The organism is Sphingobacteriaceae bacterium, from assembly GCA_016715905.1.
Classification (GTDB): domain Bacteria; phylum Bacteroidota; class Bacteroidia; order B-17B0; family Aurantibacillaceae; genus Aurantibacillus.
Window position 1 is genome coordinate 143234 of sequence record JADJXI010000003.1, and the last position, 18303, is coordinate 161536.

An 18303-nucleotide genomic window follows, 5' to 3' on the forward strand; every position below is an offset into this window, starting at 1 on the left:
AGGTATGAAAGAATTTGAAACTAATGCTATTCGGGCACAGTTGGAGCGAACTAGTTATAATGAACATACTGTTCCGGTATTTCTTACTTCCAGTTTTATTTTTGATACCGCTGAGGATATGCGCAAAGCTTTTGCAGATGAAAGTGATGCTTTTATTTATTCGCGATACAGTAATCCGAATACCGAGGAGTTCATTCAAAAAGTTTGTTTATTAGAGGGTGCTGAAGCCGGTGTTGCAACTTCGTCGGGTATGGCAGCCATTTACTCTTCTTTGGCTGCATTATTAAAAAGCGGAGATCATATCATTTCATGCTCTTCGGTTTTTGGAGCAACCCATGCTATTTTCACCAAGTATTTTCCAAAATGGAATATCTCTTATTCATATTTTAATGCAGCTGATGAAAAAGCAATTGAAAAACTGATTAAACCGGAAACAAAAATTATTTTTTTGGAAACGCCCACCAACCCGGGTATTGATGTATTGGATTTAGAATTAATAGGTCAAATTGCAAAAAAACATAACTTAATTTTAATAATTGATAATTGTTTTGCTACGCCCTATTTACAACAACCCATTCAATTTGGGGCCGATATAGTTATACATTCTGCAACAAAATATATGGATGGGCAAGGCAGAGTATTAGGTGGCATTGCAGTGGGCAAAAAGGAATTGATTCATGAAATATATCTTTTTGCCCGTTTAACCGGGCCATCGCTTTCTCCTTTCAACGCTTGGACTTTAAGCAAAAGTTTAGAAACACTTGCTTTGAGAATGGATAAGCACAGTGAAAATGCATTATATATAGCCGAACATTTACAGCAAAATGATAAAATTGAATTTGTAAAATACCCTTTTCTTAAATCACATCCAAGATACGAGATTGCCAAAAAACAAATGAAAAGTGGCGGAGGAATAATAGCATTTAATATTAATGGCGGTTATTCAGCAGCACAAAATTTTATGGATAAATTAAAAATGATTAAGATTTCTCCAAATTTAGGCGATGCGAGAACTATTGCTACACATCCGGCATCTTCTACTCATTGTAAATTATCTGATCAAGAACGGGAAGAAGTTGGTATTGGACCGGGTTTGATTCGAATTTCAGTTGGTCTCGAAAATAAAAATGATATTTTAGCAGATATATTGCAGGCCTTACGTTAACAAAAACCGAATATGAAAAAACTTTATTTTACACTTTTAATTTTAAGTACGCTAATAGCTCAAGCAAAAGTGACTATTTATTATAAAAATTTGGATGCTGTGGATGTGAAATTAAAAGTGAGCATAGATGGTGAAATAAAAGAGGTAGTTTTTAAGGCCGGAAAAAAAGGAAAAATAGTTATAAAAGGCAAGGAAAATAGTTGTCTTTTTTATACCTCCTGTGAGGAACGCAAATTAAATGACGGAGATGAAATTGAAATTGTGAATGCCTGCATTAAAAAGTAATTTACTTTTTTTGATTAGCCTCATATATTCTCTTTTGTTCTAAAATCCATTGATATGCACTGTCCTTTGTGTAAAATATTTTTTGAGGATAATTTGTTTTCATAAAACTGTGAATAAATGAAAGCAAAGTTGATTTTATATTTTTTGAAATTATTATTGCCCGAGCCTGCGTATTAGAGGTTAAGTCTTCTTCCTTTGATTTTAAATTTGCAGCTTTAGAAATTTTCCAATCTGCGCGTGTATCTGAAATTTTAAATGTTGGTTGCTTATTAGCAAGGTGTTTTAGTACCAGATTTAGATCTACTATATCATATTCATCAATTTCACTACAATCTTTCAGGGTAATATTCATAATTCCATTATCATCTAACATGACCGTTGCTATTCGGGTTTCAACTATAGTGGAAGTGTTCATTTTGCTAAAATAGGGAATAGTAAGACGCCATATTTAGTGCAAACAATTACTTGCGTGATAAATTGCCTTTGCGGTGCTAAATGATGTTAAATCTTATTTTATTAGTGTTTAAAATGACGTACTCCGGTAATCACCATAGCCATTCCTGCTTTATTGCAAAAGTCAATACTTTCCTTATCCTTGATGGAACCGCCGGGTTGAATTACGGCACTTATTCCGGCCTGATGAGCTAACTCAACACAATCAGGAAAAGGAAAAAATGCATCACTGGCCATTACGGCTCCTTTTAAATCAAACCCAAAACTATTTGCTTTTTGAACAGCCTGGCGCAAGGCATCTACTCTTGAAGTTTGTCCGGTGCCACTAGCCAGCAACATTTTATTTTTTACAAAAACTATGGTGTTGGATTTAGTATGTTTAACTAATTTATTGGCGAAAAGTAAATCTTCTGTTTCTCTTTCAGAAGGAGTTTTGGTTGTTGCATTGCTTAAATCTGAAGAAGTTTCCGTTTTCAAATCCTTATCTTGTTGAATTACTCCGTTCAATAAAGTTCTGAACGAATACTTACTTAATTCAATTTTATTTTGTTTTAATAATATGCGATTGGGTTTGGATTTTAATATGTCGAGTGCTTCTTGATCAAAGGAAGGTGCAATAACAACTTCGCAAAACAATTTATTTATTTCAGAAGCTGTTTGTATATCAATATTTCTGTTTCCAATTAAAACTCCTCCAAATGCAGAAACCGGATCAGCAGCTAGTGCATCTTTGTATGCTTGATAAATGTCTTTAGCACTAGCCACGCCGCAAGCATTATTGTGTTTAAGAATAGCAAAGGTTGGCTCCTCAAAGTCAGAAATTAAAGCAACTGCAGCATCAACATCCAGCAAATTATTATACGATAATTCTTTGCCGTGTAATTTTTCAAACATTTGATTTAAATTGCCAAAGAATGTTCCTTTTTGATGCGGGTTTTCGCCATATCGTAAGATTTGCGAATTCTGAATGCTTTGTCTGAATAGTGGTAAAGCTTCTGTTTGATTAAAATAATTAAAAATTGCGGTATCGTAGTGGGATGAGGTGGCAAAAGCTTTTGCGGCAAAATGTTTTCGATCAGATAATTCGGTGCTCCCGTTTTTTGAATTAAGCAGGTTAAGTAATAAATCATAATCTGCTCTGGAAGAAATAATAACTACATCGTTAAAATTTTTAGCAGCTGCTCTAATGAGTGAAATACCACCAATATCTATTTTTTCAATTATATCAGTTTCTGTACCGCCAGCCAATACTGTTTCTTCAAATGGATATAAATCTACAATCACTAAATCTATATCCGGAATGTTATGTGTAATTTTTTCAGCTACATCAGATGAATTATCTCTTCTGTTTAATATTCCACCAAAAATTGCGGGGTGAAGCGTTTTTACCCTTCCTCCGAATATTTCCGGATATGAAGTAACCGAATCAACTGCAGTTACCGGAATGTTTAATTTTTCAATAAATGATAGAGTTCCTCCTGTACTGTAAAGTTGTACACCCAATGCATGTAATTTTTTTATTATTGGTTCGAGATTGTCTTTATAGTATACTGATACTAATGCGCTCTTAATTGTTTTTGTTGTTTTCATTGTAAAAAGGAAACAATAAAGATAGGGTTTGCTTTGCGATAAAACAGGAATGTTACTTTTTTGTGAATTAAATTTGCAATTAGTCTACCCGTTTCAATTCAAGTTCCTTAGGAGGAGTAAAGACCATCGGGAATTTCTCAACTTTAACCGAACTGCTATCTAATCCAAAGGCCTTGGTTTCACTTAAGCTTAATTTTTTCATTAAGAAGTAAGTCTTAAGAATTACTTTTTCAAAGAATGGCATATCGTCATTTTCGAAACTAAAGAATTTCTCAAGCACAATAAATTTAAAGTCGCCAATCACATTATTTCTGTTAAGCGATTCGTATCTACTGGTAATATCCACTTCTTTGTTACGAACCATGTCTTGCACTACTTTTCTGAACATTAAATTAACACGTGGAGCAATACGAAAACCTAATTTAAAATCTACACGAATTATATCTTCTTTGGCTATTTTATTTACTTTATATTCGGTTAAGTAAGGTTCATCTACAACATCCACATGAACAAACCAGTACAAATCTGCTTTTTTAGGTCGTTTTTGTAAAATGGAATAAATAACTTTTGTTTCAATTTTATTTGGGTCATTTGCACTGGTTAAATAAACCAAATGCGTTGCATATTTTTGAATACTTGGATCGTGACTAAGATCAATAAGCATTTGTCTGTATTTATCCAGTTCTACAAAATCGGTATAACGAGCACGGATGGATTTGGCTATATACCAGCAAGCCATAATTGCTGCCAGAAACATAGCAATCATTAAAGTAATATATCCGCCTTTTCCAAATTTATCGAGGTTGGCAATTAAAAACGAAACTTCTATCACAGCGTATAATGAAACAAAACAAAACAAAAGCATTTTAGGCATTTTTTTCAATAGCAAAAAGAAGGCCAATAAACGAGAAGACATGAGCATACCCAAAATGATGGTTAGCCCATATGCTGCTTCCATATTTGAAGATTCTTTGAAATATAATACAATGAAAACACAACCGGCATAAAGAAGCCAGTTGGTGGATGGGATGTACATCTGACCTTTTAAATCTGTTGGATATTTAATTTTCACCTTAGGCCAAAAATTTAAACGCATGGCCTCATTGATTAAAGTGAATGAACCACTGATGAGCGCCTGACTCGCTACTACAGCGGCAATGGTTGCAATAATTACGCCAGCCGGTAAAAACCAATCGGGCATTAATGCGTAAAAAGGTATAGTTCCGTTTAATTTTTCTCCATCATGTGAAACTAACCAAGCAGTTTGGCCCATGTAATTTAATACCAGCATAAATTTTACAAAAATCCAACTGATTCGAATATTTTTTTTGCCACAATGACCCATATCGGAATAAAGTGCTTCGGCTCCGGTTGTACATAAGAAAACTGCACCGAGTAACCAAAATGCCCCGGGATATTGAATAAGTAATTCAATTCCGTAATAAGGATTTAATGCTTTTAGCACGGTAAAATTTCCGCTTAAACTTACCAATCCGAAAATTCCTATCATGGAAAAATAAATGAGCATTACGGGCCCGAAAAATTTACCAATGAATTTTGTTCCAAATTGCTGAATAAAAAATAGCAATGAAATAATAGTAATAACAATTGGAATTGTTTTGATGCTGCTAAAAGCAGGTAACATTCTTAATCCTTCCACTGCTGATGCAACAGAAATTGGTGGAGTAATGATTCCTTCACCTAAAATACAACAGCCACCAATGATAGCCGGAAAAATAAGCCATTTTCTTTTGGCTTTTTTAATTAAAGCGTACAAAGCAAAAATTCCACCTTCACCTTTATTGTCTGCTTGCAAGGTAAAAAGTACATACTTAACTGTGGTTTGTAAAGTGAGAGTCCAAAAAACCAAACTCATGGCACCCAGAATTATATGTGAGTCGATAGTTTTTTCACCCACAATTGCTTTCATCACATAAAGCGGAGAAGTTCCAATATCTCCGTATATAATACCAAGAGTAACTAACAATCCTCCCAGTGTAATTTTTTTGTGATGATCTAAGCCATGGTTTCCCATTAAAGAAGCGAATTTAAGGCAACTAAATTAGTACAAATATGGACTGAATATTCATAAAATCGAGCATTTATTATTAACCGCCTTTTTGGGCGAAAATAACTCATAAATTAACATTTTAACTTAAAAAAACGGATAAATATGTTTAATTGAAAATCCGCTTCCTGGAGAATTAAAAAGAAAAGGCTTTTAAGAAAAATCGAAAATGAAGAGCACTTGTTTATAGTACAATTTCTTCACCGTTTTTATTGAAGAATTTGTATTCGAGTATACCAAAAGCCGTCATGGGTTCAACCTTCACTTTTTGCTTAAATTCTTTATACCACTTCCATTTCAAAGTTTTAAACCAACCACCTTGATTAATATAGGCTTCGATAAAAGGATGAACTTGTAAAGTAATATTGGATTGATTTTGATCTTTAATGATGTATCGCAATGTGTTTTCTAATTGGTCCACGAAAATAAGTGTAGGTTGAACCTTGCCGGTTCCTCCGCAACTTGGACAAGTTTCTAATACTTCAACATTTACTTCCGGACGCAATCTTTGTCTGGTGATTTGAATAAGACCAAATTTACTAGGAGGCAAAATATTGTGCTTAGCTCTGTCGCTTCGCATTTCTTCTTTTAGGGTATCAAAAAGTAGTTTTCTGTTTTCAGGTCCGTGTAAATCAATAAAATCTACTACAATGATTCCGCCCATATCGCGTAATTTTAACTGACGCGCTACTTCTTTGGCAGCTTCAATGTTTACTTCTAATGCATTTTGTTCTTGAGTATGATCGCTTTTTGCACGATTCCCACTGTTCACATCAAAAACGTGTAGTGCTTCAGTGTGTTCAATTACCAAATATGCACCGCTCTTCATGTGTACCGTTTTTCCGAATAAACTTTTAATTTGTTTTTCTACACCAAAGGCATCAAAAATTGGAGGTTTCCCTGTATAAAGTTTCAGAATGTCAAGTCGATCCGGAGCGATATTTTGCAAATAGGTTTTTAAATCGTCATACGTTTCCTGATTATTCACGTGAATAGCATTAAAGGAAGCGTTTAAAAAATCACGAAGTATGGCATTTGATCTGTCTACTTCCCCAAGCACGCGAATTGGAGGTTGTGATGTTTTAAGCATTTGGTGACAGTCTTCCCATCGTTTAATCAAATCATTTAAATCACCTTCAAGCTCGGCAACACTTTTATTTTCGGCAACTGTTCTTACGATTACACCAAAATTTTTCGGTTTGATGGAATGCATTAAATCTTTTAAACGATGTTTTTCATCGTTGTTTCTTATTTTAGAAGAAACCGAGATTTTATCGGAAAAAGGAATAAGAACCAAATAACGGCCTGCCAAACTTATTTCAGTAGTGACTCTTGGGCCTTTCGCGCTGATGGGTTCTTTTGCTACTTGAACCAATATATTCTGACCTGATTTAATGATATCATTAATCTTTCCTTCTTTTTTAATGTCGGACTCATTTTTAAAATACATGAGGTTTCCTACATTTTGTTTTCCGCTTTGAATAAGTTCAACATATTTTATAAAAGATTTAGCCTGATGCCCAAGGTCTAAATAATGAAGAAACGCATCTTTTTCATATCCTACGTCAATGAAGGCAGCGTTTAGGCCGGTCATTACTTTTTTGGCTTTGCCAAGGTATATGTCGCCAACCGAGAATCGAGAATTATTTTTTTCTCTATGTAGTTCTACAAGTCTTTTATCACTTAATAAAGCGATAACAACTTCGTTTGGCGTTGAATTAATGATTAATTCGTAATTCACGCAATAATATTTTTAGTTAATAAATACACCTTAATTTCTTAAACGCAAATGCGTTAATACAGAAAATAATTTAAGGGAGTTATTTTTAGTATAAATGCATGTAAATCAAGTTTTCACTTGCATTACAGTTTAATTCAATAAAGAGCTTTGGCTTTTTATTTTTTCTTATGACGATTCTTGCGTAAACGTTTTTTACGTTTATGCGTTGCCATTTTATGTCTTTTTCTTTTTTTTCCGCTTGGCATAATGTTCTTTTTTAATTAATGGTTTTATTCAGGTGTTGATGCCTGAGTTTTTTTTAGTTGTTCAATGTATTTATATATTTCGGCTTTTGAAGTTGGGTCGCCGGTTTTGGCGCCGTATTTTTCCAAAGCTTTAATTGTTAAATTAGTTTTCCCCTGCTGTTCATATAAGTCAGCTAAATGCAAATAAGCTTCAATATAAGAACTGTCAATTTTCAAAACCTTTTGAAAGCGTTTCTCGGCTTTTTCCAACTGTCCGCTTTTAACCGAAAAGAAAGCAAAGCTTAATTGAAGTTTAACGTTGTTACTGTCTTTAGATTCTACTTCTTTTAATAAGCTTATACCTTTCATCGGATCTGTTGATCCTTCCACATAACAACTGGCCAGCATGATTTTCGCATCGGTATTGGATGGTTCAATTTTTAAACCGTTTGTGTAACACCTCATGGCGCAATTGAAAAGTACAGGGATTTCGCTTTTATCTTCTGAAAACTGAGTAGCGTAATAGTATCTGTCGCCGGCTTTTACCCAATCTGATGAAATGTTGGTAGATTTACTTTTCTCTTCAGCAAAGTGGGCTGCTAAATCCGGCCTTCGTTGTTTATCCCAAAATAGAATCAAACTGTCAATTTGCTTTTCTTTTAGAAATTTAGTGATTAAACTGCTTAAATCAGGGGATAAATTTTTTGTCGCCAGGTTTAAGTAAATATTCAAATTAGAGCTTTCAATATTTAATTCAGATTTCGAATTATTCTTGTTAATTGAATCACTATTCGAAAGTGCTTTTGTTTTAGGGGCAATAAATAAAAGAACGGATAAAATAATAGCGCCAATAACTAAAATAATTTTTGTCAGCTTAGCGCTCATTATTATTAATCATTGTTTTTTGGTTCTGGTTCAGCTGTTTTCACATTACGCTTCACTCTGTCACTAAAAGTTTTTGCAGGTTTAAATGCCGGAACGAAATGAGCTGGAATTACAACAGTTGTGTTTTTTGAAATATTTCTTCCGATTTTTTCTGCGCGTTTTTTCACTACAAATGTTCCAAAACCACGTAGATAAACATTTTTCCCATCTACCATAGAGTTACGAATGGTTTTCATAAATGCCTCAACGGTAGCTTGTACGGTCATTTTCTCAATTCCTGTTTTTTCCGAGATTTCGTTTACGATGTCTGCTTTTGTCATGTTACAATATATTTAAAATCAATAGTTTGTATAATAAAACGGAGGGCAAAGATACTATTTAAATTAAGAAACTGAAATTTTTTTCGCATTTTATTTAGAAGACGTATTTTTAACAAATATTTATGAATCAATGGTTTGCAACCAAAATAATTGAATGGTACGGGCATAATAAGCGCAATTTACCATGGCGAAACACAAAAAATCCGTATAAAATCTGGCTTTCTGAAATAATTTTGCAGCAAACTCGAGTAGAGCAGGGCTTACCATATTACACGCGATTTATAGAAGCTTTTCCTACTGTAAATGACTTGGCTAAGGCTAAAGAAGATCGGGTGCTCAAATTATGGCAAGGATTGGGCTATTATTCTAGAGCCCGGAATTTGCATACGGCTTCTAAACAAATAATGCGCCAGTTTAAGGGCAAATTTCCGGAAAAACATGAGGATATTTTGAAGTTAAAAGGGGTAGGAAACTATACCGCCGCTGCTATTTCTTCTTTTGCATTTAATACCAGTAAAGCAGTTGTTGATGGTAACGTATATCGATTATTAAGTCGTGTTTTCAGAATTCATTCTCCTATTGATTCCACTTCCGGCAAAAAAGATTTTCAGGCTCTAGCGGATCTTTTGATTGATGAAAAAAATCCTGGCAAATTTAATCAGGCTATAATGGAATTTGGCTCACAATTTTGTAAACCTAAAAATCCGGACTGTGAAAACTGCATTTTTAACAACAAATGTTTGGCGTTAAAACACAATGAAGTAAAAACATTACCTATTAAAGCTGGAAAAGTAAAAGTACGCACTCGATATTTTAATTATTTTTTAATTATTGATAATAAGCGCACATTAATTATAAAGAAGAGAGCTGAAAAAGATATTTGGGAAGGATTATATGATTTCCCATTATTGGAAACAGAAAAAATATTAACGCCTGCCGAAATAACCACCAGTTCACATCTTCAAGAATACCGAAAGAAACAGATAAAAATACTGGAAATAAGCAAAACATATGTCCATATATTGTCACACCAAAAAATTATGTGTCAATTTGTATTGCTAAAAGTAAGTGCTCTCCATGCTACACGGCATAAAACCGCCAATTCCAAAACATTAACAAAATTTGCTTTTCCGCGCCTGATAGAATTGTATATAAATGATTGTAATTTAAATGATTTTTTATAAATTTGGTTCTTAGGATATAATCCCGATTATTAAAAGATTGTATTATTATTAAGATGAAACAATTATTTATTTTATTAGCCACGGTTTCATTTGCATTCCAGGTTAACGCACAAATATTCAAAGCTAAAGATAACAGTACTGAAATTAGTTTTTTCTCTTCCTCTCCATTGGAAGATATTACTGCGGTGAATAAAGGGGCTGTGATTGTTATGAATTCGGCGAATGGAGATATTCAAATCAGAATTACCAATACCAATTTTAAATTCAAAAATTCATTGATGGAAGAACACTTTAATGAGAATTATATGGAAAGTCAAAAATTTCCAAATTCAATTTTCAAAGGTAAAGTGAATGAAAAAGTGAATTATGAAGTAGATGGAGAAAATAAAGTAACGATAAGCGGCAAGTTAGAAATACACGGTGTTACTAAAGACGTAACACTTGATGGAGTTATTCAAGTAAAGGGAAAAGAATTAAGTATTAGTTCTAAATTTAAAGTTAAAGTTGCCGATTATAATATTAAAGTTCCTTCTTTATATGTCAAAAATATTGCGGAAGTAGTAGATGTTTCTTTAAGCAGTGTTTTAGAACCTTTCCAAAAAAAATAACAGTAAATGAACGTAAAGTATAAATTTTTTTTAAGTGCTGTTCTCCTTGTTTTCTCAAGTATTTCTTTTGCACAAGATGATTTATTAAGTCTAGTTGATGATGGTAAATCAGATCCCCCACAAAAAGTTTTTGCAACTTTTAAAACCTATAAATTAGGGAATGCCCAAACTACTGAAACAGTAAAGAAAAATCATTTGGATTTTAGAATCTCGCACCGCTTCGGGAATTTGTACGATAGAAACTTAAATAATCCCATTAATGAAACATTTCAAAACGGAATTGGTTTTGATGCAGCCAGTGATATTCGTACGAGTTTAGACTATGGTATTACTGAAAATATTACCGTTGGTATTGGCAGAAGTAAAATGCGAAAAATGGCTGACGCCAGTGTAAAATGGAGAGTGTTACAACAAACCAGCAACTTTAAAATCCCGGTTTCCATTGCCATATTTGCCGATATGGGATATACCCATGCTCGTACTGATGAACCAAGTATGTACGGAGGTATCATTTTAGACCCCGGCTTTACTACCAATGAATTACACCGATTCAATTATTTTTCCCAAGTCATCATTGCCAGTAAACTTTCTGATTGGATTTCCGTAGAGCTTTTACCGAGTTATGTGCACCGTAATTTCATTAAGGAAAGCAGAAACCCGGATAATAATGCCATGGATGTAAACTCTTTTTTTACAGTGGGAATTGGAGGAAGAGTGAAGGTTACTAAAAGAATGTGCATTATTGCGGACTACTACTATAACACTTCTGCATATTATCAAAACAATCCAACAGTGATTAATCCGCTCGCTTTTGGATTTGAATTAGAAACCGGAGGGCATGTGTTTAGTTTGTTTTTTACCAATGCTGCAGGTTTAATTGAAAATAACTTTGTTCCCTATACTAGCGATTCTTGGAAAGACGGACAGGTTAAATTTGGATTTAGTATTTCCAGAGTATTCTCTTTATAAATTTATTTTCGGTGGATGTTCAACATATCTTTAACGAACATTTACTTCCTAGGCATAACAGCTTGCCGGTTCCTGTTGAAAGCTATGTTTTAGTTTGGCCCTCAATCTATATCATCTTGGGATTAATATTAATGGTGGTTTTAAAAGTCACATCCTTCACCAAGGTTATACAAGTTATTCAGTCTTGCTTCAGTATGCAAACCTTACGTCAAATTGAAAGAGATGAGTATAATCCTTTTAAATTTTATGCCATTACCTTAACTTTTTTCTTTCTGATAAATCTTTCATTCTATTTTTATAAATTAAATAACACCTATAAACTGGTTTTTATTGAAAGTCAGTCGTCCGTTCAATTCCTTTTACTTTTTTTTATAACTATGCTTTTTTTTACCCTAAAAAACGGATTGGCCAGGGGCCTTGCTTTATTTATAGGCGATAGCAAGCTTATACCTGAATATACTTATAGTTCATTTATGATAACTCAAACACTTGGAATTCTATTATTTCCCTGCCTGGTTATGGCCGAACTCGGGCCTTTTAATAATATGATCTTTATTTCTATTGCCAGCGTGATTTTAATTGCTCTACAAGCATTTAAATGGTACAGGGGAGTGATGTTTGCCTTTGTAGACAACAAAGTAGGATTTTTACAAATTTTTACGTATTTTTGCAGTCTGGAAATTTTGCCAACATTAGTTTTGGTAAAGTTTATAATTGAGAAGTATTAATGGCCAAATCAGCGGTAAAGAAAAGGGTGCCTACAAGGCCGGCTGCGAAATCCAAAAAATCTCCCAAAAAGGGATTGCTCAAAGCTAAAAAAAAATCACCTCTTGCTAAAAAAAAGAACGCGATTAAAAAGCCATTGAAGTCCGTTTCAAAAGTAAGTGGCAAGAAAACGAATTTGAAAACCGGAAAAGTAGTTCCAAAAGAAAAAATAAAGACAGTACTGAAACAAAAAAAATCTGAGAATTTAAGTTTGCCTTTGGCAAATGGTACTTCTGAGATCCCTATTAAAAAAGTACGTAAGTCATCCAAAAAATTAGTAATTAATATTCCGCCGCCTCCCAAAATTGAAGTAAGTAATTATCCGAAGAATAAAATTAAAAACATTTTAATTTCTCAGCCTCAGCCTACCGATCCGGAAAAGAATCCCTATATTTTACTAGGCAAAAAGCATAATTTAAATTTAACATTCAAACAATTTATAAAAGTGGAGGGATTATCTTCACAGGATTTCAGGGCGCAGCGTATTGATATTTTAGAGCATGGTGCGGTAATTTTAACGAGTAAACTTTCTGTAGATCATTATTTCAAAATGTGTAATGAAATGCGTGTTACCGTTCCGGAGTCCATGAAATACTTTTGCATTAACGAACAAACAGCCTATTACTTACAAAAATATATTCAGTACCGTAAAAGAAAGATTTTTTTCGGCCACGGTACCATGATGGATTTAGTTGATGTGATTCGCAAAAATAAGGATGAGAAATTTTTACTTCCCGTTAGCGATGTACACAAAGAACAGATAGTTGATTTTTTAGATGAGCTTAAAATCAATTACACAAAGGGTGTATTTTACAAAACTGTTAGTGCTAATTTAAGTGATATTAAGTCTTTGAATGAATTTGACGCAATTGTGTTTTTCACGCCTGCCGGAGTAAAATCATTAAAGAGCAATTTTCCTAGTTTTAAACAAGGTGGCGTTCGAATGGCTGTATTTGGTCATAGCGCAGCCCTCTCTTTAAAAGATTTGGGATACCGTGTAGACATTTTTGCTCCAAATCCTTTAAATCCAAGTATGGTAGGAGCATTAGATGCTTATATTAAGGAAGCCAATAAGCGTTAATCACTAAATTATTTTTTCAATTAATTTCAAAACAGATTTTTCAATTTCTTCATAGGAAGAAATTTCTTTAGCAGTATATGAAAATCCAATCAAGTACTTTTTGCCTGCTCCATTGAGTTTTTCATAAAGCTGAAATTTATTTTTCCGATAAGCTTCTTTTATCCTGCGTTTAAGCTTGTTTCGGTCTTTGGCTTTTTTAAATAAGCGCTTAGGAACGATAAACATGGCCTTAGCAGGATGTTCTTGTGCTATTTCAGTTATTACGTAAGTTACACGTATAGGCGCTATTATCTTGCTTTTACCTTTTTTAAATAGGTATTCCATTTGTTTGCGGCTACACAACCGTTCAGATTTATGAAAGCGTTGACTCACTTAATTGCTTGGGTAAAGATAATTTAATACTTTTACGCTTTAAAACTAAATAGTTTATGGGAAAAGGAGATAAAAAAACAAAAAAGGGCAAAATTCATATTGGTTCATATGGAGTTAAACGTCCAAGAAAAAAGGCCATTAAAAAAACAGTATCCGCAAAGCCTAAAAAGGCTGCGGCTAAAAAAGCTGCTAAAAAAGCAAAGTAAACAGAAGCTGCCACGTGCAGCTTTTTTTATATGGATATAGACGATTTCAATAAAAAATCACGTGTTCTTTATAAGGAGAACGAAACTTTTTATAAACGACTGAAATCTAAATCGCCCGCGGATTTAGATCAGCATTTTCATCTTTTACATGAAGAAGTATTTTCTGAAATAGATTGTTTATCCTGTGCCAATTGTTGTAAAACAACCTCGCCGATATTTTATGAGCGGGACATAGAACGAGCTTCAAAAGCGCTTAAAATGAAGCCGGGCGATTTTACGACCAAGTATCTACAGATAGATGCAGATAAGGATTATGTGTTGAAATCAGCCCCATGTCCATTTTTGGATGCGGAAAATTATTGTAGCATATACGAATCTAGACCTAATGCTTGTAGAGAATACCCCCATACAAACAGAAAAAAAATGATTCAAATATTAGATCTCACCACTAAAAACACTTTGGTTTGTCCGGCTGTTTTGAAAATTACAACCGAATTAAAGAAAATTTACAAATGAATTCAGGAACCAATAAAAACGGTTAATACATTAACGATTAACCCGGGCTCAAACACGTATGTGTTTTTTCCTGCCACCTTTGAGCTTGGTTTTTTGTTTTCTAAACTTTCATTTTTTAATCCGTCTAATACTTTTTGTCGATCGTATGAACTAAGCTCATGGTTAAAGAATTCAAAGAGATAAATCATAGCCACTAAAGATTGAACATCGAGGTTTTCATCTTTTTTAGCAAGTAATGAAACTCTTTTAATACATCCGGTTTTAGTTAGGTTCACTATCATATTGATACCTGAACGTTGAAGCGTGTGCAATAATTCAAAACTGTCAACTTTCGATTTTGTAAAATCTACATCGGGTAATTTCCATGTCCCTTCTTTAAAAATTTCTACTTTTTGATTCCATTTGGCTTTAAATGATTTATAAATCACGGATGAATCTGAACATTGTGCATTCATGCTAAATTGCAAAAACAATGCAAAAAAGGCGAGTATTAAATTTAAAGGCTGCTTCATAAGCCCAAATTAATTAAATTCTTAAGAAAAAGAAAGAAAAAACTATTTAATTAAAACAGAACTTGTGGCTACACTAGCCATGCTAAATCGGCCAACTGCTTTAGTTTTAGCGTCGGTTGGAGAGATAATATTTGTTTTTACGTTTTCAGGAGTTGTGGCAAACAAGCCGCCATTATTGATTTGGTTAAATGCTTGCACAAAAAACAAGTAAGTTTCTTTATTCACCGAATGCACTTCCACTTTGCAAGTATTATTTTTTCTGTACGATTTAAATCCTAAGAATGTAGCTGGAGGGGTAAAATAAATGGAATCACTATTGGCATTTTGTACAGCTCCTCCGGTTCCGTCTATACAAATATTTAAATCATTCGGCGACTGAAAAAGAGTGTCGTTTCTAAAGGTTTTAATCCAATAATAATCCGGATTATTATCAGCTTTATCTTTGGCGAAAAGTAAACATATAAATTCATCTTTATCACCCGGAGGGCCAAATCCCCCATCATTTGGTAAAACGCTTATGCTATCTATTTTTGAAGGCCTACTTTGTATGCTTGTTGAAGTATAAATATTCCCATCGATTGAAACATCCAGCCGATATTGATGATTTACTTTGGCAATGGTATCATTTATTCCAATAGTATAGGTATAATTACCATTACCGATATAATTAAATGTGTATGAATTACTAGAAGTGAGATCATTCAATACAACCTGTGCATCGCTTACAGGCGGAGCCTGGCGATTACTAAAATAAGTATCATTGGTTGTAATTTTTATAATTTGATTTTGTCTTAAATCATTCACAAATGCATCAATTACATAAATTTTTGAGCCCTCGTCCAGTTTAATTTGCACAACATCTTCGCAAGAGGTAAAGCCAATTAAAACAAAAGTAACCCAAATTATATTTAATATTTTTAGCATTAAAATTTAAAATTATATGTTATTGCCGGCACAACAGAACCGATTACTGAAAAACGAACAGCTTCGGTTTGATTAGGCTCGCCGGCTTTAGTTCTGAAATAAATACTAAATGCATTTCTGCGGTTATATGCATTATATACGCTAAAAACCAATGTTTGTTTAAAACGACGTGTTTCGTTCTTTTTGAATTCATAAGTTGCTCCAAAATCCAAACGATGATAAGGTGTAATGCGATAGTTATTTCTTTGGTTATCGGTATTATATGGAATATTATAGCCCTGAATTTGAATTTTTGAATTTGGGAATGTAGAGGGAGTTCCGCTTAAGAAAACAAAATTAGCAGAAATGTTCCATCTTTTGGTAATGTCATAATTCACACTAGTATTTACGCAATGTGTTCTGTCGTATTTACTGTTAAACCAATTATCATTACTAATACCTTCCACTAATCTTTCTGTTTTACTTAGGGTATAGCTAATCCAACCGTTCACTTTACCTTTATTTTTTTTCACGTAAAATTCTGAACCGTATGCTCTACCTAAACCTTGTAGTAATTGCCCTTCTACATAATCATTAATGAATAGTTCGGCATTGTCAATATAATCCAATTGATTTTGCATGTACTTATAATATACTTCAACGGATGTTTCAAACATATTATCTTTAAAATTTCTGAAATATCCAATACTTCCCTGATCTGCAATCAAAGGCGTAACATTATTTGAAGCAATGGTATAAACATCCAACGGTGTGCTTGCTGCCGTATTGCTTATAAGTTGAATATATTGAGCCATTCGGTTATAACTGGCTTTAACGGAACTAAGTGAATTGATAATATAATTCGCGGAAAAACGCGGTTCCGGATTTACATAGGAATGAATTACTTCACCATTCTCAAAAGATTCAGTTTTTTCAAATGGTTTCGGTTCATTTGCTATCGTATCACGATAATAATAGGCTTTACCTTTACCCAGTTGCTGATAATAGCTTAATCGAATGCCGTATTCTAACGTTAAGCGAGGAAGAATTTTATGTTCGTTACCAACATAGGCGGCATATTCAGCGCCAAACTTTTTTTCCGACTTAAATTCTGCTTTTGTTCCGGAATCAAATTGCCCAATGGCATCGTAGGGTCTGAAATCATAAAGAATACCTTGTAAGCCAAATCGAATGGTGTTTTTATTATTGAGATAGTAAACAAAATCAGGCTTAAAAGAATAATTAATCACATTGCTGTTCCACTCAAATTTTTGATTCAAACTTTCCAGTTTAAATCCTAAAAAGTAATCGTAGTTGCTATAAAATGCAGTTGCATTCATAAAAAGTTTATCGCTGAAAATATGATTCCAACGAATGGTTCCGGTTGAATTCCCCCAATTAAATTTAAAGGCCGAAGAGCCAAACACATCTCTGCCAAAATAACCGCTTAAAAAAACCGTATTCCGATCATTAATTCTGTAGTTTATTTTTGCAGTTAAATCATAAAAATAAAAATTGGCCTCCTTTAAGGGATTTGTACTTTTTACAAAGGGTTTCACTAAAGCATCAATATAACTTCTTCTTGCCGCAACAATAAAACTCATTTTATCTTTGATGATAGGGGCCTCTATGCTTAGTCGGCTAAAGATGGAACCTATACCGCCGTTAATGTTTAACTTCTTACTATTCCCTTCTTTCATTCTAATATCAAGTATACTCGAAACTCTTCCGCCATATTGAGAAGGAATACCTCCTTTTATAAGTTTAACATCCTTCACCGCATCTGGATTAAAAACAGAAAAGAATCCAAATAAATGTGATGAGTTATAAACGGGAGCCTCGTCTAATAAAATTAAATTCTGATCAATATTTCCACCACGAACATTAAAACCGCTTGCGCCTTCACCCATGGTGGTTACGCCCGGCAACAATTGTATGGCTCTAACCACATCCACTTCTCCCAATAAGGCCGGTATTTTATTAATTTCTTTGATGTCGAGTTTGGCTACGCCCATCTCAGTACTTGTAATATTTTTATCGGCGGCTTCACTAAGTACTACTACTTCATCTAAATCCGAACCTTCCGGCTTAACCTCAAACGACTTTTTAAGATTTTTTTCCATGTTCACTGTTAAGGTGAATGTTTTGTATCCAATAAAAGAGATAACTAAAACATGCTCTCCTTTTGGAAGCGAGAGCGAGTAAAATCCATATTCATTAGCGGTAACCCCTAAACGTGTTCCTTGTTTTACTATAGCCGCTCCTATTAAAGCCTCACCGTTACTGGCATCTTTAATATAACCGCTAATATTGAATGTTTCTTGCGAAAAAACTTTTATGCCCAGGAAAGTGATGAGTACAAAAAATATGTGAATTCTACTTTTCAAATGAAGGCCAAATTTACTCAAATAATGTCTCTTAAAAATTTAACGATTTTTTATATGGCCACAAATATA

General features: G+C 33.6%; 19 protein-coding genes. 9 read left to right on the forward strand and 10 right to left on the reverse strand.

The window, feature by feature from the left end; genetic code table 11:
• The first annotated feature begins 4 nt into the window (after positions 1 to 4).
• Positions 5 to 1165, forward strand: a complete 1161-nt coding sequence (locus IPM51_00975; GenBank protein MBK9282871.1) for an aminotransferase class I/II-fold pyridoxal phosphate-dependent enzyme — start codon at positions 5 to 7, stop codon at positions 1163 to 1165.
• A gap of 12 nt (positions 1166 to 1177) precedes the next feature.
• Positions 1178 to 1450: a hypothetical protein gene (locus IPM51_00980; protein ID MBK9282872.1), complete on the forward strand. Its 273-nt coding sequence runs from the start codon at positions 1178 to 1180 to the stop codon at positions 1448 to 1450.
• 1 nt (position 1451) lies between these two features.
• Here IPM51_00980 and IPM51_00985 read toward each other — a convergent pair whose 3' ends face one another.
• The 6 genes from IPM51_00985 to IPM51_01010 all read right to left on the reverse strand — a co-directional run bounded on the left by IPM51_00985 (position 1452) and on the right by IPM51_01010 (position 8731).
• Positions 1452 to 1823 carry a hypothetical protein gene (locus IPM51_00985; GenBank protein MBK9282873.1) on the reverse strand — a complete coding sequence of 124 codons (372 nt, stop codon included), beginning with the start codon at positions 1821 to 1823 and terminating at the stop codon, positions 1452 to 1454.
• A gap of 143 nt (positions 1824 to 1966) precedes the next feature.
• The gene (gene purH, locus IPM51_00990; protein ID MBK9282874.1) at positions 1967 to 3493 is read right to left on the reverse strand and encodes a bifunctional phosphoribosylaminoimidazolecarboxamide formyltransferase/IMP cyclohydrolase; all 1527 of its coding nucleotides are present in this window, start codon (positions 3491 to 3493) and stop codon (positions 1967 to 1969) included.
• Between the two features lie 79 nt (positions 3494 to 3572).
• A complete protein-coding gene (locus tag IPM51_00995; GenBank protein ID MBK9282875.1) occupies positions 3573 to 5528 on the reverse strand; it encodes a KUP/HAK/KT family potassium transporter in 1956 nt (651 codons plus the stop codon).
• A 217-nt stretch (positions 5529 to 5745) separates the two neighbouring features.
• On the reverse strand, positions 5746 to 7302 hold the full coding sequence (locus IPM51_01000; protein ID MBK9282876.1) for an Rne/Rng family ribonuclease: 1557 nt from the start codon (positions 7300 to 7302) through the stop codon (positions 5746 to 5748).
• 269 nt (positions 7303 to 7571) lie between these two features.
• Entirely contained in the window at positions 7572 to 8411 is an 840-nt protein-coding gene (locus tag IPM51_01005) for a tetratricopeptide repeat protein (GenBank protein MBK9282877.1), read from the reverse strand.
• 5 nt (positions 8412 to 8416) lie between these two features.
• On the reverse strand, positions 8417 to 8731 hold the full coding sequence (locus IPM51_01010) for an integration host factor subunit beta (GenBank protein MBK9282878.1): 315 nt from the start codon (positions 8729 to 8731) through the stop codon (positions 8417 to 8419).
• A 122-nt stretch (positions 8732 to 8853) separates the two neighbouring features.
• On the opposite strand from IPM51_01010, the gene mutY reads away from it, so the two are divergent.
• The 5 genes from mutY (at position 8854) to IPM51_01035 (ending at position 13338) form a co-directional block, all read left to right on the forward strand.
• Positions 8854 to 9915, forward strand: coding sequence for an A/G-specific adenine glycosylase (gene mutY / locus IPM51_01015; protein ID MBK9282879.1), 1062 nt, complete (start codon positions 8854 to 8856; stop codon positions 9913 to 9915).
• Between the two features lie 53 nt (positions 9916 to 9968).
• Positions 9969 to 10523 (forward strand): YceI family protein, encoded by a 555-nt coding sequence (locus tag IPM51_01020; protein MBK9282880.1) that lies wholly within the window; start codon positions 9969 to 9971, stop codon positions 10521 to 10523.
• 6 nt (positions 10524 to 10529) lie between these two features.
• Positions 10530 to 11492 (forward strand): hypothetical protein, encoded by a 963-nt coding sequence (locus IPM51_01025; GenBank protein MBK9282881.1) that lies wholly within the window; start codon positions 10530 to 10532, stop codon positions 11490 to 11492.
• Positions 11493 to 11608: 116 nt separating this feature from the next.
• Positions 11609 to 12220 carry a DUF4271 domain-containing protein gene (locus IPM51_01030; protein ID MBK9282882.1) on the forward strand — a complete coding sequence of 204 codons (612 nt, stop codon included), beginning with the start codon at positions 11609 to 11611 and terminating at the stop codon, positions 12218 to 12220.
• Positions 12220 to 13338: a uroporphyrinogen-III synthase gene (locus tag IPM51_01035; GenBank protein ID MBK9282883.1), complete on the forward strand. Its 1119-nt coding sequence runs from the start codon at positions 12220 to 12222 to the stop codon at positions 13336 to 13338. The genes IPM51_01030 and IPM51_01035 overlap by 1 nt, the downstream gene beginning before the upstream one ends.
• A gap of 3 nt (positions 13339 to 13341) precedes the next feature.
• On the opposite strand, the gene IPM51_01040 is transcribed toward IPM51_01035, so the two are convergent.
• The gene (locus tag IPM51_01040) at positions 13342 to 13662 is read right to left on the reverse strand and encodes a ribonuclease P protein component (GenBank protein MBK9282884.1); all 321 of its coding nucleotides are present in this window, start codon (positions 13660 to 13662) and stop codon (positions 13342 to 13344) included.
• A gap of 104 nt (positions 13663 to 13766) precedes the next feature.
• Here IPM51_01040 and IPM51_01045 point away from each other — a divergent pair, with 104 nt between their 5' ends.
• Both IPM51_01045 and IPM51_01050 read left to right on the forward strand, forming a co-directional pair.
• Positions 13767 to 13916 (forward strand): 30S ribosomal protein THX, encoded by a 150-nt coding sequence (locus IPM51_01045; GenBank protein MBK9282885.1) that lies wholly within the window; start codon positions 13767 to 13769, stop codon positions 13914 to 13916.
• Between the two features lie 30 nt (positions 13917 to 13946).
• Positions 13947 to 14432, forward strand: a complete 486-nt coding sequence (locus IPM51_01050) for a YkgJ family cysteine cluster protein (GenBank protein ID MBK9282886.1) — start codon at positions 13947 to 13949, stop codon at positions 14430 to 14432.
• Between the two features lie 2 nt (positions 14433 to 14434).
• Here the strand turns inward: IPM51_01050 and IPM51_01055 are convergent, their stop codons facing one another.
• The 3 genes from IPM51_01055 to IPM51_01065 are packed head-to-tail and all read right to left on the reverse strand — an operon-like array spanning position 14435 to position 18234.
• Positions 14435 to 14944: a hypothetical protein gene (locus IPM51_01055; GenBank protein MBK9282887.1), complete on the reverse strand. Its 510-nt coding sequence runs from the start codon at positions 14942 to 14944 to the stop codon at positions 14435 to 14437.
• 42 nt (positions 14945 to 14986) lie between these two features.
• Complete coding sequence (locus IPM51_01060) at positions 14987 to 15868, reverse strand: DUF4249 domain-containing protein (protein MBK9282888.1); 882 nt, start codon at positions 15866 to 15868, stop codon at positions 14987 to 14989.
• The gene (locus IPM51_01065) at positions 15868 to 18234 is read right to left on the reverse strand and encodes a TonB-dependent receptor (GenBank protein ID MBK9282889.1); all 2367 of its coding nucleotides are present in this window, start codon (positions 18232 to 18234) and stop codon (positions 15868 to 15870) included. Before IPM51_01065 ends, IPM51_01060 begins: the two co-directional genes overlap by 1 nt.
• Between the last annotated feature and the right edge of the window lie 69 nt (positions 18235 to 18303).

What these genes read in the sequence shown, in the direction of transcription:
- IPM51_01005 (MBK9282877.1), bottom strand. Translation starts at nt 8,411, where the DNA reads ATGAGCGCTAAGCTGACAAAAATTATTTTAGTTATTGGCGCTATTATT.
- IPM51_01050 (MBK9282886.1), top strand. Translation starts at nt 13,947, where the DNA reads ATGGATATAGACGATTTCAATAAAAAATCACGTGTTCTTTATAAGGAG.
- IPM51_00995 (MBK9282875.1), bottom strand. Translation starts at nt 5,528, where the DNA reads ATGGGAAACCATGGCTTAGATCATCACAAAAAAATTACACTGGGAGGA.
- IPM51_01055 (MBK9282887.1), bottom strand. Translation starts at nt 14,944, where the DNA reads ATGAAGCAGCCTTTAAATTTAATACTCGCCTTTTTTGCATTGTTTTTG.
- purH (MBK9282874.1), bottom strand. Translation starts at nt 3,493, where the DNA reads ATGAAAACAACAAAAACAATTAAGAGCGCATTAGTATCAGTATACTAT.
- IPM51_00975 (MBK9282871.1), top strand. Translation starts at nt 5, where the DNA reads ATGAAAGAATTTGAAACTAATGCTATTCGGGCACAGTTGGAGCGAACT.
- IPM51_00980 (MBK9282872.1), top strand. Translation starts at nt 1,178, where the DNA reads ATGAAAAAACTTTATTTTACACTTTTAATTTTAAGTACGCTAATAGCT.
- IPM51_01045 (MBK9282885.1), top strand. Translation starts at nt 13,767, where the DNA reads ATGGGAAAAGGAGATAAAAAAACAAAAAAGGGCAAAATTCATATTGGT.
- IPM51_01060 (MBK9282888.1), bottom strand. Translation starts at nt 15,868, where the DNA reads ATGCTAAAAATATTAAATATAATTTGGGTTACTTTTGTTTTAATTGGC.
- mutY (MBK9282879.1), top strand. Translation starts at nt 8,854, where the DNA reads ATGAATCAATGGTTTGCAACCAAAATAATTGAATGGTACGGGCATAAT.
- IPM51_01010 (MBK9282878.1), bottom strand. Translation starts at nt 8,731, where the DNA reads ATGACAAAAGCAGACATCGTAAACGAAATCTCGGAAAAAACAGGAATT.
- IPM51_01040 (MBK9282884.1), bottom strand. Translation starts at nt 13,662, where the DNA reads ATGGAATACCTATTTAAAAAAGGTAAAAGCAAGATAATAGCGCCTATA.
- IPM51_01035 (MBK9282883.1), top strand. Translation starts at nt 12,220, where the DNA reads ATGGCCAAATCAGCGGTAAAGAAAAGGGTGCCTACAAGGCCGGCTGCG.
- IPM51_01020 (MBK9282880.1), top strand. Translation starts at nt 9,969, where the DNA reads ATGAAACAATTATTTATTTTATTAGCCACGGTTTCATTTGCATTCCAG.
- IPM51_01025 (MBK9282881.1), top strand. Translation starts at nt 10,530, where the DNA reads ATGAACGTAAAGTATAAATTTTTTTTAAGTGCTGTTCTCCTTGTTTTC.
- IPM51_00985 (MBK9282873.1), bottom strand. Translation starts at nt 1,823, where the DNA reads ATGTTAGATGATAATGGAATTATGAATATTACCCTGAAAGATTGTAGT.